The organism is Cedecea neteri, assembly GCF_000758305.1.
In the GTDB taxonomy this organism is placed as follows: Bacteria; Pseudomonadota; Gammaproteobacteria; order Enterobacterales; family Enterobacteriaceae; genus Cedecea; species Cedecea neteri_C.
Window position 1 is genome coordinate 3098525 of the sequence record NZ_CP009458.1, and the last position, 13040, is coordinate 3111564.

General features: G+C 52.5%; 12 protein-coding genes and 3 tRNA genes. 5 read left to right on the forward strand and 10 right to left on the reverse strand.

The window, feature by feature from the left end; genetic code table 11:
• The first annotated feature begins 41 nt into the window (after positions 1 to 41).
• Positions 42 to 1040: a L,D-transpeptidase LdtE gene (gene ldtE / locus LH23_RS14570; RefSeq protein ID WP_039292472.1), complete on the forward strand. Its 999-nt coding sequence runs from the start codon at positions 42 to 44 to the stop codon at positions 1038 to 1040.
• 66 nt (positions 1041 to 1106) lie between these two features.
• On the opposite strand, the gene LH23_RS14575 is transcribed toward ldtE, so the two are convergent.
• From LH23_RS14575 to LH23_RS14585, 3 genes are all read right to left on the reverse strand, one after another.
• Entirely contained in the window at positions 1107 to 1343 is a 237-nt protein-coding gene (locus LH23_RS14575) for a major outer membrane lipoprotein (RefSeq protein WP_008456504.1), read from the reverse strand.
• 309 nt (positions 1344 to 1652) lie between these two features.
• Positions 1653 to 3065, reverse strand: coding sequence for a pyruvate kinase PykF (pykF, locus tag LH23_RS14580; protein WP_039292473.1), 1413 nt, complete (start codon positions 3063 to 3065; stop codon positions 1653 to 1655).
• Between the two features lie 371 nt (positions 3066 to 3436).
• Positions 3437 to 3513 (reverse strand) — tRNA-Val (locus LH23_RS14585).
• Between the two features lie 215 nt (positions 3514 to 3728).
• On the opposite strand from LH23_RS14585, the gene LH23_RS14590 reads away from it, so the two are divergent.
• Positions 3729 to 4838, forward strand: a complete 1110-nt coding sequence (locus tag LH23_RS14590; RefSeq protein ID WP_039292474.1) for an FAD-dependent oxidoreductase — start codon at positions 3729 to 3731, stop codon at positions 4836 to 4838.
• A gap of 28 nt (positions 4839 to 4866) precedes the next feature.
• Here the strand turns inward: LH23_RS14590 and LH23_RS14595 are convergent, their stop codons facing one another.
• On the reverse strand, positions 4867 to 5790 hold the full coding sequence (locus tag LH23_RS14595; RefSeq protein WP_052050248.1) for a LysR family transcriptional regulator: 924 nt from the start codon (positions 5788 to 5790) through the stop codon (positions 4867 to 4869).
• 72 nt (positions 5791 to 5862) lie between these two features.
• Here LH23_RS14595 and LH23_RS14600 point away from each other — a divergent pair, with 72 nt between their 5' ends.
• Positions 5863 to 6795 (forward strand): alpha/beta hydrolase, encoded by a 933-nt coding sequence (locus tag LH23_RS14600; protein ID WP_039292475.1) that lies wholly within the window; start codon positions 5863 to 5865, stop codon positions 6793 to 6795.
• An 84-nt stretch (positions 6796 to 6879) separates the two neighbouring features.
• On the forward strand, positions 6880 to 7257 hold the full coding sequence (locus tag LH23_RS14605) for a RidA family protein (protein ID WP_197062486.1): 378 nt from the start codon (positions 6880 to 6882) through the stop codon (positions 7255 to 7257).
• A 34-nt stretch (positions 7258 to 7291) separates the two neighbouring features.
• Here LH23_RS14605 and LH23_RS24005 read toward each other — a convergent pair whose 3' ends face one another.
• From LH23_RS24005 to mdtK, 4 genes are all read right to left on the reverse strand, one after another.
• The gene (locus LH23_RS24005; RefSeq protein WP_096754119.1) at positions 7292 to 7432 is read right to left on the reverse strand and encodes a hypothetical protein; all 141 of its coding nucleotides are present in this window, start codon (positions 7430 to 7432) and stop codon (positions 7292 to 7294) included.
• 200 nt (positions 7433 to 7632) lie between these two features.
• A tRNA-Val gene (locus tag LH23_RS14610) sits at positions 7633 to 7709 on the reverse strand.
• 17 nt (positions 7710 to 7726) lie between these two features.
• Positions 7727 to 7803, reverse strand: a tRNA-Val gene (locus LH23_RS14615).
• A 154-nt stretch (positions 7804 to 7957) separates the two neighbouring features.
• On the reverse strand, positions 7958 to 9331 hold the full coding sequence (gene mdtK, locus LH23_RS14620) for an MdtK family multidrug efflux MATE transporter (protein ID WP_039292477.1): 1374 nt from the start codon (positions 9329 to 9331) through the stop codon (positions 7958 to 7960).
• Positions 9332 to 9568: 237 nt separating this feature from the next.
• Here mdtK and LH23_RS14625 point away from each other — a divergent pair, with 237 nt between their 5' ends.
• Positions 9569 to 10213, forward strand: a complete 645-nt coding sequence (locus LH23_RS14625; RefSeq protein ID WP_039292479.1) for a riboflavin synthase — start codon at positions 9569 to 9571, stop codon at positions 10211 to 10213.
• A 49-nt stretch (positions 10214 to 10262) separates the two neighbouring features.
• Here LH23_RS14625 and LH23_RS14630 read toward each other — a convergent pair whose 3' ends face one another.
• Positions 10263 to 11654, reverse strand: coding sequence for a glycoside hydrolase family 1 protein (locus LH23_RS14630; protein WP_039292480.1), 1392 nt, complete (start codon positions 11652 to 11654; stop codon positions 10263 to 10265).
• Positions 11655 to 11880: 226 nt separating this feature from the next.
• On the reverse strand, positions 11881 to 13029 hold the full coding sequence (gene cfa / locus LH23_RS14635) for a cyclopropane fatty acyl phospholipid synthase (RefSeq protein ID WP_039292481.1): 1149 nt from the start codon (positions 13027 to 13029) through the stop codon (positions 11881 to 11883).
• Between the last annotated feature and the right edge of the window lie 11 nt (positions 13030 to 13040).

Here is a 13040-nt window from a genome sequence, read left to right on the forward strand (position 1 = left end):
GCCTGCTGGTGTCCGCCAGCGCGACTACAGGAATAAAAAGTATGAAATACGCGTCTTTACTCACACTAGCTATTATCGGCGCCCTGAGCGCCATTCAGCCCGCTTTAGCCCTTGATTATCCCTTACCGCCGGAAGGCAGCCGTCTGATTGGTCAAAACCAGACTTATACCGTGCAGGAAGGGGATCGCAATCTGCAGGCCATTGCCCGGCGTTTTGATACCGGAGCGATGCTGCTGTTGGAAGCCAATAACACCATTGCGCCGGTGCCCAAACCAGGCACGGTGCTGACTATTCCCAGTCAACTTCTGCTACCGGACGTGCCGCGCGAGGGGATTGTGGTGAATCTTGCCGAGCTGCGGCTGTATTACTTCCCACCTGGCCAAAACATCGTACAGGTTTATCCGATTGGGATTGGCCTGCAGGGGCTGGAAACGCCGCTGATGACCACCAGAATTGGGCAAAAGATCCCGAACCCGACCTGGACACCTACCGCCGGCATTCGCCAGCGATCTCTTGAGAAAGGGATCAAACTGCCGCCTGTCGTGCCTGCCGGGCCGAATAACCCTCTGGGGAGATTCGCTATGCGGCTGGCCTACGGCAATGGTGAGTACCTGATCCACGGCACCAGCGCGCCGGACAGCGTCGGGCTGCGCGTCAGTTCGGGCTGTATAAGGATGAACGCCCCCGACATTAAAGCGCTGTTTGAGCAAGCGAGAACCGGTACGCCTGTGCGGGTGATTAACGATCCGGTGAAATTCTCCGTTGAGCCAAACGGTATTCGCTATGTCGAAGTCCATCGGCCGCTTTCTCAGGATGAGCAGCAGAATACACAAACAATGCCTTACGTGCTTCCTGCTGGTTTCAGCGAGTTTAGGACCGGTAACGGTGTGGAGAAAGCGTTAGTGGAGAAAGCGCTTTACAGACGAGCGGGTTATCCCGTCGTGGTTTCTGCGGGGCAAACACCTGCGGCATCGGCGGCGGTGCTGTCGGCCAGTAATGGCGCGGTAAATGCTGAGGAGGCTACGAGTGCGACACAGTAGCAGACGGAGATAAATGACAGGCAAAAAAAATGGCGCACATTGTGCGCCATTTTATACCAGTGACTCTTACTTACGGTAAGAGTGAGCCTGGTTGTCCAGACGCTGGTTAGCGCGAGCGGCGTCGTCTTTAGCAGCCTGAACGTCAGAACGCACTGCGTTCACGTCGTTGCTCAGCTGATCAACTTTAGCGTTCAGAGTCTGAACGTCAGAAGACAGTTGATCGATTTTAGCGTTAGAAGAACAACCTGCCAGCATAGTAGAAGCCAGGATTACCGCGCCCAGTACCAGTTTAGTACGATTCATTATTAATACCCTCTAGATTGAGTTAATCTCCATGTAGCGTTACAAGTATTACACAAACTTTTTTGTGATGAGAATAATTTTTTGTCGGGAATACCCCTAAATTTGATCGTTCGCTCAAAGAAGCACCGAACGGAGACGGAAAGTTAAAAAAAAGAGAGAAAACAGGGGAATTTCATCGGATTCATCTTAATTAAGAGTAAGCTTAAATAGTAAAATTCGATTTGCTTTTTGATTAAGATCCGCGAACAAGTGATATAAAAAAAGCGCCCTTAGGCGCTTTTTTAGTAATTAAACTTGTTAACAAGTCAATTACAAAACATGGACTGAAGCGGTGTTAGTGGTGCCGCTTGGAACCAGTGCACCGGAAACCATCACCACGATGTCGCCTTTACGCGCCAGGCCACTTTCCAGAGCAACTTCTTTACCCAGACGGTAGAAGTCGTCAGTGGAGGCGATTTCTTTCACCATCTGCGGCACAACGCCTTTGCTCAGCACCAGCTGACGTGCAGTCACTTCGTTGGTGGTCAGCGCAAGAATGGTCGCGTTCGGGAAGTATTTACGCACGGCTTTAGCGGATTTACCGCCCTGGGTCGCAACCACGATCAGCGGTGCTTCCAGTTTTTCTGCGGTTTCAACAGCGCCACGGCAAACGGCTTCGGTGATGCGCAGTTTACGGCTGTCGTTGTTGTTGTCCAGACGGCTGGTCATCACGCGGTCGGTACGTTCGCAGATGGTTGCCATGATGGTCACGGCTTCCAGTGGGTATTTACCCTTTGCAGACTCACCGGACAGCATTACTGCATCGGTGCCGTCGATGATGGCGTTAGCAACGTCACCGGCTTCTGCACGGGTAGGGCGCGGGTTTTTGATCATGGAGTCGAGCATCTGGGTCGCGGTGATAACCACTTTACGTGCACGAACGCATTTCTCGATCATCATCTTCTGCGCGAAGATAACTTCTTCAACCGGGATTTCAACGCCCAGGTCGCCACGAGCAACCATGATGCCGTCAGACGCTTCGAGGATCTCGTCGAAGTTGTTCAGGCCTTCCTGGTTTTCAATTTTGGAGATGATCTGGATCTTCTCGCCACCGTGGGCTTTCAGGTGCTCACGAATTTCAACTACGTCAGAACGCTTACGGATAAACGAGGCTGCCACGAAGTCAACGCCCTGTTCGCAGCCGAAGATCAGATCCTGTTTATCTTTCTCAGCCAGTGCTGGCAGCGCGATGGACACGCCCGGCAGGTTAACGCCTTTGTTCTCACCGAGGTCGCCGTTGTTCAGCACTTTACAGATAACTTTGTTGCCTTCGATGGCGGTGACTTCCATGCCGATCAGGCCATCGTCCACCAGAACGGTGTTGCCCACGGTCAGGTCATTGGTGAAGCCTTCGTAGGTCACTGCAACGATTTCGCTGTTGCCAACCACGGACTTGTCGGTGGTGAAGGTAAAGGTCTGGCCTGCTTTCAGGGAAACGTCGTTACCGCCTTCCAGCTTGATGGTGCGGATTTCTGGCCCTTTGGTGTCCAGCAGGATAGCGGCTTTTTTACCGGTTTTAGCGACGACATTGCGCAGGTTCTTGATGCGCTGGCCGTGTTCTGCATAGTCACCGTGAGAGAAGTTCAGACGCATAACGTTCATGCCCGCGTCGAGCATTTTAGTCAGCATCTCTTCGGATTCGGTTTTTGGACCGATGGTGCAAACGATTTTAGTCTTTTTCATGACAGTCTTATCTATAAGTTGAGGAGGATTGTTGAAACTCGGTTCCGGGAGGCAGGGCTGCCGGAGCTTAAAAGAATACTGTGGTGTTGAAAGTGGCACCTGGTAAGGATAGGTGACAGAAATAAAGCGTGCAGAGGAAAGTGTGCTTGTGGTTCAGCAGGGGAAAGCGTTAGACAATGTTGTTGTATAAAAAAGGAGTCCAATGAGCTGAAACCATTCAAGTTAAGAACGGGCGTAGTATAGATAAATCTGGCTGGAAAAGGAATCAAAACCGTTGATTCAGCGACGGAGTGCACAGTTTTACAGCGAGTTGTTATCAGGCCGTTGCCAGATGTTTGAGAGTTTTAATAGATGATGAAAAGAAGAAGGAATGGTGCGTTCAATTGGACTCGAACCAACGACCCCCACCATGTCAAGGTGGTGCTCTAACCAACTGAGCTATGAACGCATTTAATACGATTAATAAAACGTTAACCGACTGAATTGATTATTGTTTTATCTTCTTAAACAAGAAGTGACAACATTATGACGGGCGATTGGGGTGTTGACAAGCCCTGTTGATACTGTCTGGTGAATGTTTGAGCTTTTTATTGCTTGCTCCGGCTGGCTTTTCAATCTGGCTGCTGATAAAACCGTTTCCTTTCCGATATTCAGGGATATTTTATGATAACCATTATTGGCGCTGGTGTGGCAGGGCCGCTGCTGGCCTACATGTTGCACCGCCAGGGTATTGCGGTCTGTATTCTTGAGGCTGATGCTTCTCTGGATTCACGCCATCAGGGCGGCATGCTCAATTTGAACGAAGGCACGGGTAAACCTGCTCTCCGGGCGGCAGGCTTGTATGAGGCCGCCATGGCTCTGGTGCTGGAGGGTGCAGATGCAACTCTGATGCGCGATAAACAAGGCCATGTCCTGTATCAGGATGATGGGGACGGCTCCCGGCCGGAAGTTGACCGTGGTGCGTTGCGCAAACTAGTGGTAGAGGCCTTGCCTGAAGGGATTATCCGCTGGAACAGCCGGGTCACGTCCATTGAACCAAAGGGGACAGGCTTTCATCTTAAGCTGGGGGACGGCAGTACGCATATTTGCGATGCCCTGGTGGGAGCGGACGGTGCGTGGTCGAAGGTCAGGCCTTTGTTAACGGCTCAGAAACCGCTTTATTCCGGGATAACTTTTGTTGAGTTGCGCTACCCGAACGTAAGCCAGCAATATCCTGCCGTGAAAGCGCTGTCAGGCAAGGGCTCGTTGTTTGCTCTGAGTGAAGGCCGGGGCATCATGGCTCACTGTGAACCTGGAGATGAGGTTTCAGCCTATGCCGCCATTCCCGTACCGGAAGCGCAATCGCGCAGAACTTTTACTCTTGATGAATTGGCTGAACACTTCCGTGGCTGGGGCGAATGCTACCGCGAGATGTTAGTGCAGAGTGAGGGGCCACTGGTTGCCAGGCCGATCTATGTGTTACCTACCGGAGCGTTCTGGGAGGCAGAGGGAAATGTGACCCTGATTGGCGATGCCGCGCATGTTATGTCGCCTTTTGCCGGGGAGGGTGTGAATCTGGCGATGGCTGATGCCGTCGATCTCGCCCATGCCATCATTTCCCAGCCTTCCAGCCTGGCAGATGCTTTTAAGGTATATCAGGAGGCAATGGCTGCCCGAACCGTTCGTTTTCAGCAGGAGTCTGCAGCGAATTTTGCCATGGGATTTGCGGCTGACGCGCCGCGGGAACTGCTGGCGTTATTCACTGGGTTAGGAGCGCAGGACGAGGGCCAGTAATCCCCAAAATCACTTCATCGGGATGTTGTTAATGGTTCATATGCTTCACCAGGCTGTCGATAAACAGCCTGACTTTGGCTGCCAGATGTTTTCGATTAGGGTACACCACGTTCACGCTCAGTGGCGTGCCGCCTAATTCAGGCAGCACGGGCACCAGTGTGCCCTCTGCGACATGCCCGGCAACGAGAAAAGCAGGCAGAAAAGCGATACCTAAGCCTGCAACAGCGGCGGCGCAAATAGCTTCTCCGCTGTCGAAGCGGATCCTGCTGTGCCCTTCGACCACCACGCTCTCATTGCTGGCCGTGAACAGCGTCCAGTTTGCCGTTTGAGGACTCAGGCCGTAAATCAGCCGCTGGTGCAGGCGAAGATCTTCCGGCGTGCCGGGTATCCCTGAAGTGGCCAGGTAGGCTGGAGAAGCAAACAGATGAGGGCGAATGCGCTGCACGGTTCGTGCAATAAGCTGCGAATCTTTCGGTAAATCACCCAGTCGGAGGCTGAGATCGAACCCCTCCGCGACGAGGTCCACCACGCGGTCGGTGAAATTAACTTCGATATCCAGCCTCGGGTAGGCTGCCATGATGTGCTTCAGAAAAGGCAGCAGCACTACCTTGCCCCACGTTTCCGGGACGCTGAGCCGAAGCACTCCGCTGGGGCTGGAAAAATTCTGCCGGACACTGGCTTCTGCTTCTTCAATATCCTGCAAAATCTGCGCACAGCGCTCATAAAAACCGTAGCCGTCGCGGGTCAGAGCGACGCTCCGCGTTGTGCGATTAAAAAGCCGTGTTTCCAGCTGTGCTTCAAGGCGTGCAATCGCTTTACCTGCGGCGGAACGGGTTAATCCCAACGCCTTTCCTCCGGCGACAAAGCTCCCGCTTTCCGCTATAGCCACGAAAACTCGCAGGCTGCCGAGATCGAGCTCTGAATGGCTTTTAGTGCCTGGGTGGAGTGGCATTGGCGAACCTCTTTCGTCAAATCATTAAGCATAATCTTTTTTGTTTAATCACAGTAGACAATGGAGAAAGAAATGCTTCCTGATAATGCACAGCTAGCCCTTAAGGGCTGGATAAAAGCCGCCGGGCCGGTTGTGAAGAAGGTATATGGCCAGTCTGATGCCGACTGGAAAGCGGTTCGGGCTGACTATATGAAGCAGCTGGATAAGTTATTCCCTGCCGTGGAGGGCGTAACCTTTGCTGATGTCAGCCTGGGCGGTGTTGGTGCGATGTTGGTCACGCCTGAGGAAGTCATTGAGGGTCGGGTGATGATTTATATTCATGGCGGAGGCTACGTTCACGGTGGGGTAGAAGCTTATCGGGGATTAACCGGGCGCTATGCTCGTGCCTTGAAGGCTAAAGTGTATGCGGTAGATTATCGTCAGGCACCTGAGTTTCCTTTTCCGACGCCCATTGATGATGTCTTTCAGGCTTACCGAACCTTGCTTGAGGAGGGGGCAAACCCGCGATCGCTGATGATTTCGGGGGATTCTGCCGGAGGGGCGATGACCGTCACTCTGATGCGTAAAGCGCGCGATGCTGGCCTGGCATTACCCGCCGCCGCCGTGGCTATTTCACCGTGGGCTAACTTAACGCATAGCGGCGCATCTGCAACGGTGCGGGATGGGTTGGACCCTTTATGCAGCGTAGCTTTCCTGAACCACCTGGCCCGAAGTTTCCTTGCCGGAGAACTGCCCACACATCCTGATGCTTCTCCGGTTTTTGCCGATGTACACGGACTTTCTCCCACGCTGATACAGGTTGGTGAAAACGAAGTGATGCTGAGCGATGCCATTCGCCTTGCCTCCCACATGAGTGAAAGTCGGGTTCGTACCACGCTAGAAGTTTGGCCGGAAATGTTTCACGTCTGGCATTTGTTTGCCGGGATCTTACCAGAGGCAGACCAGGCACTGCGAAACGCGATAAGATTCTTCGAAGATGCGCTAAACCCGGCCAACATCGGGTGAGAAAAAATGATTCATCTGCTGGCGTGCGGATTGCACGCCTTTAAATAATTGGGAGAGACAGTCGTGCCAGACAGAGAAATTATTATGCCACCGTCCATGCAAGTGCTTGCTGAGCGGGCGGGATATGCACCTGCGGTGGTGGTAGGTAACACGGTTTATTGTGCCGGTCAGGTTGGGCGTACGCCTGATTTACAGGTGATCGCTGACCCAAGGGCGCAGTTTATGGCCTGCTGGGAAAATCTGCGTCTGGTCCTTCAGGCCGCGGGTTGCAGCTTTGAAGATGTCGTGGAGATGACCACTTACCACGTAGACATGAAGGAACATATGGATGTTTTTCGGGAGGTGAAAGACGCGATATTTCCTAGAGGATATTGTGCCTGGACCTGCGTCGGCGTGTCTGAACTGGCTCGCCCGGGGCTGCTGGTGGAAGTGAAATGTATTGCCGTGAGAAGAACGGCGTAACATAAAAAAACCGGCTGAATAAGCCGGTTTTTTATTAGATTTTGCAGGCGTCACCGCAGTCATCATCGGCCACAACGGCCTGCGCTTTTTTGTCTGCGTCTTCCTGGCGCTCGGCGTTGCGCGCTTCGGCTTCATCTAACCCGGAAAACACCAGATTATCGAGATCGATTTCCATAAGTCACCTGTCGTGGTTTAGTGAATAACTCGCTTTATGATATGCAACCTTTCGGGCTTTCGCATCCCAAAACACCGCCGGACGCTCAAAACGCTAAAAAAGACGTTTTCATGCGCTACAGACTGGCGTGTAAAAAGGAAATTTGGGATTTATCAGCTTGAAGAAAAGCGAATTAAAGAAGGGAACTGCTTTAGCAAATATGGTGCGTCCGAGTGGACTCGAACCACCGACCCCCACCATGTCAAGGTGGTGCTCTAACCAACTGAGCTACGGACGCACTGATATATTTGAAAATGGTGCGTTCAATTGGACTCGAACCAACGACCCCCACCATGTCAAGGTGGTGCTCTAACCAACTGAGCTATGAACGCATTGTTGTCTTGGCGACAGCGGGGACGAATATTAGCGATACACCTCGGGGCTTGCAAGGGGAAACTCGCAATTTTATTCCAGATTTCACGTGATTGCCGAGCATCTGCGCAGAATGGGGAGAAAGTAGCCGCTGATGCGGCTACTGTTGATTAATTAACGTGCTGCGCGCTGTAGGATAGTGACGGAAGGCTGACGCTGCAGCCAGCGCATGCGTAACATCATCATAATCGCGGCGGAAGTCAGGCCGATAATAAAGCCAATCCAGAACCCTGCCGGCCCCATAGGCTCAACCACCCAGTCTGTTAACCCCAGGATATAACCGGCTGGCAGGCCCAGCACCCAATACGCAATGAAGGTAATAAAGAAGATAGAGCGCGTATCTTTGTAGCCACGCAGAACGCCGCTGCCAATCACCTGGATTGAGTCGGAGATCTGATAAATTGCCGCCAGCAGCATCAGATGTGCCGCCAGTGCAACAACTGCCGGATTGTCGTTATACAGCAGGGCAATGTGTTCCCGGAAAATGACGGTAAACATTGCGGTGCACATTGCCAGGCAAATGGCCACGCCAACGCCCGTACGGGCGGCGATTTGTGCATCCAGAGTTGAGCCCTGACCCAGTCTGAAGCCGACGCGAATAGTCACTGCCGCGCCCAAAGAGAGCGGCAACACAAACATTAGCGAGCTGAAGTTGAGGGCAATCTGGTGCCCGGCAACGTCGGTGATACCCAGCGGGGAAACCAGAAGGGCGACAACGGCAAACAGCGTAACTTCAAAGAACAACGCCAGGGCAATCGGCAGCCCGAGCTGGCTCAGGCGCTTGACCACCGCCCAGTCCGGTTTACTGAAACTCTCCGGATTTTTGATGTCGCGCATCGAGCGGGCTTTCTTCATATAGGAAAGCATGCTGAAGAACATCACCCAGTACACCGCCGCCGTTGCCACGCCGCAGCCCACGCCACCCAGTTCGGGCATGCCGAAATGGCCATAAATAAAGATGTAGTTAACCGGAATATTGACCAGCAGGCCGATAAAGCCCATCACCATGCCCGGTTTGGTTTTGGCAAGGCCTTCGCACTGGTTACGTCCCACCTGGAAGAACAGATAACCCGGCGCACCCCACAGCAGCGCGCGGAGATAGCGGACGGCTTTATCCGCCAGCTCAGGATCGATATTGTGCATGGCGTGAATGATATGGCCTGCATTCCATAGCACCACCATGACCAGCACGGAAACCATGCCCGCCAGCCAGAACCCCTGGCGTACCTGGTGCGCAATACGGTCACGGCGTGCGGAACCATTGAGTTGCGCAACGGTTGGCGTTAAGGCCAATAGCAGCCCGTGGCCGAACAGAATAGCGGGCAGCCAGATGGAGGTGCCGATAGCCACGGCGGCCATGTCGGTGGCGCTGTAGCCGCCGGCCATCACGGTATCGACGAATCCCATTGCAGTTTGAGCGACCTGCGCGATGATGACAGGTATCGCCAGGGCAAGGAGCTGGCGAGCTTCGGTGAGGTACTTCTGCATGTTTACACCTGATTATTTTTATATGTATGAGAGACTAAAAAAGCCGCCAAAACAGGCAGCAAGAAGATGAACTGGGGAAATAGCCAGTCTATTGTAGCGGGAGTTTATTTATACGCCAGTCAAAAATAAAGCCAGCGCACACCGCGCACTGGTATGCTGATTTTCCAACTGCTAAAGTGCGAAAATGTCTGTTAATGGCGGTAGCGTTACCGTCTGCGAATTGCCAGGAGTTTTTAGATGTTTACAGGTATTGTGCAGGGCACGGCGACCCTGGTTTCCATCGATGAGAAACCGAATTTCCGCACTCACGTTATTGATATGCCGGCTGAAATGTTGCCAGACCTCGAAACAGGGGCTTCGGTGGCGCATAACGGCTGCTGCCTGACCGTAACCGAAATCAACGGCAATCACGTCAGCTTTGATTTAATGAAAGAAACGTTGCGCATCACCAACCTCGGTGAGCTCAGCGTGGGCGACAGCGTGAACGTTGAGCGCGCAGCCAAATTTAACGACGAAATTGGCGGGCATTTAATGTCGGGTCATATTATGACCACGGCCGAAATTTCTAAAATTCTGACCTCAGAAAATAACCGCCAAATCTGGTTTAAGATTCAGGATAAGACCCTGATGAAATATATCCTTTATAAAGGTTATGTGGGCATCGACGGGATTAGCCTGACGGTGGGCGAGGTAACCGCCACGCGTTTTTGCGTGCACCTGATCCCTGAAACGCTTGAGCGCACTACGCTCGGTGCTAAAAAGCTGGGACAGCGCGTGAACATTGAAATTGACCCGCAGACCCAGGCAATTGTCGACACCGTTGAGCGTGTGCTGGCGAGCCGTGAAGCGACAATAACGGCAGCGATGCCAGCTAGCGAATAAACATTCTTGATTCATAAAAAACGGGGCCATTTGGCCCCGTTTTTCTTTCTTAATTTTCTTCGTTAAACCCGTTTTCGGCGGCGGTTTTCATAAACCACTCGCCGCTTTTCTTAATCGTGCGCTGCTGGGTATTAAGATCCAGCGACACAAAACCATAGCGGTTTTTGTAGGCATTACACCACGACCAGTTATCGATAAAGGTCCACATGTGGTAGCCAAGGCAGTTGCTGCCTTCGCTGATCCCCTTATGCAGCCACTTAAGATGGTCACGAACGAAATCAATTCGGTAATCATCGTTGATTTGGCCGTTGTCGATGAAACGCTGTTCGTTTTCGACGCCCATGCCGTTTTCTGAAATATAGCAGGCAGGGTTACCATAATTTTCACGCAGGTTGGTGAGAATATCGTAGATCCCGCGCTCGTAGATTTCCCAGCCACGGTAAGGGTTCATTTTGCGCCCCGGCATTTCGTAGGACTCAAAGAACCACTCCGGCATAAACGGGCTTTCCGGGTTAACCAGCGTATCGCGACACTTAATGCGGCGTGGCTGGTAGTAGTTAATCCCCAGTAAATCTACGACGCCCGCGGCTAACAAGGCTTTGTCTTCAGGCTGGCAGGCCGGAAGTTTATTGTGCTCTTTCAGGAACGCGACCAGCTCAGCGGGATATTCACCGCGCAGTGCCGGGTCGAGGAAGCTGCGGTTAAACATCAGGTCGGCCAGGTTGGCGGCCTTTACATCAGCCGGGTTTTGCGAGCGAGGGTAAGATGGCGTCAGGTTAAGAATGATACCAATCTGGCCGTCATCGTTGCGGGCATGGTAAGCCTTAACCGCTTTCGCATGAGCAAGCATGGTGTGGTAGGCGACGGTTACCGCACGGTTGAAATCCACCACGTTAGGGTAGTGGTAATCATAGAGATAGCCGCACTCAACCGGAACAACCGGCTCGTTAAAGGTAAACCAGTGTTTCACGCGGTCGCCAAACAGCTCGAAACAGGTATTGGCGTAGGCGGCGTAGGCGTCGACCACTTCACGGCTTTCCCAGCCGCCTTTTTCCTGCATCACCATCGGCATATCAAAGTGGTACAGATTGATAAACGGCTTAATGCCCTGAGCCAACAGTTCGTCAATGATCTGGTTATAGAACTCAACCGCCAGCGGGTTAACCTCGCCTGTGCCGTCGGGAATCAAACGGGCCCAGGAAATGGAGGTGCGGAAAGTGTTGTGATTGAGCTTTTTCAGCAGGGCGATGTCCTGCTTCCAACGCTGATAAAAAGTTGAGGTGTTTTGCGGCCCGACGCCGTGGTGGAAACGGTTAGGCTGCTCGGCAAACCATCGGTCCCAGATGGTTTCAGATTTGCCAAAATTCAGCGCTTCACCCTCAGTTTGTGGGCCAGAGGCTGCGCTGCCCCACCAGAAATGCTCAGGAAATGCGTATTTCATCGTCGTCCTCACGGTCTGACCTGCCATCTCCGACAGGCAATCATTGATATGGCTAATGTCATGATTGTCTGTGATTGATGAAACCGGTTTCCATCATAGGAAATGATATCTGTTAAGCCGATCAAGCCACTACGCGCAGACAGGGCTAAACCTGTGAGGTTAATCACATCGATGCGCAAGGAGAGACAATTGGAAAAGAAAAAACCCGGCATTCACCGGGTTTGTTTTAACGTGGTACGCGCAGGCCGTGCTCAATGCCCCGGCTGAAAACCACCTGCCAGAGCTGAATGTCGCGTGCCCGGAAGGCACCGGCGCAGGCATTCAGGTAGTAGCTAAACATCCTTTTAAAACGCTCAGAATAGTTAGCTTCGATTTCAGGCCAGGTCGCCAGAAAACGTTCGTGCCAGGCCATCAGCGTTTTGTCATAGTCGGCGCCGAAGTTGTGCCAGTCTTCCATCACAAAATGCGACTCGCTGGCGTCGGCAATCTGCCGCACCGACGGCAGGCAACCGTTAGGGAAAATGTACTTATTGATCCACGGATCGACGTTATTGTCGGTCTTTTTAGAACCTATTGTGTGCAGCAGGAAAATGCCGTCTGGCTTGAGGTTGCGGTCGGCAACCTCAAAGTAGGTGGCATAATTTTTAGGCCCAACGTGCTCAAACATCCCGACGGAAACAATGCGATCAAATTGTTCGTTCAGGTCGCGATAGTCCTGCAAAAGAATGGTGACATCCAGACCTTTACAGCGCGCCTGCGCCATTTTTTGTTGTTCCGCGGAGATAGTCACGCCAAAAACGGATACACCATAGTTGCGTGCTGCAAACTCGGCCAGTCCGCCCCAGCCGCAGCCGATATCCAGCAGCTTCATGCCGGGCTTAAGCTGAAGCTTTTCACAGATCATTTTGAGCTTGGCATCCTGCGCATCGCTGAGATTTGTCGCATCTTTCCAGTAACCGCAGGAATATTGCATGTGCTTATCCAGCATCCTGCTGAACAGATCGTTGCCAAGATCGTAATGCTCTTTGCCGACTATCCATGCGCGTTTTTTAGACTGTAGGTTAACCAGTCTTGCCGCTGCAATACGCAGGGTATCTTTGAAATGGTGGGGGAGCTGGTTTTCCAGCCCGGCACGCAGGACTTTGGTGAAAAAGATATCCAGCCGTTCGCATTCCCACCAGCCGTCCATATAGCTTTCGCCAAGGCCGAGAGAACCTTCCTGCAGAACGCGTTTAAAAAAGTCCGGATTTTTGACCTGAATATCAAAGGGGTTTGGGCCGTTGAGGGTGATGCCTGCCCGGCTCAGCATTTCATTTGCGATACGATACCATTCGTTATCTCGTACGCTCACTTCTTCTATACACGATGAACTCATAGCTTCTCCAT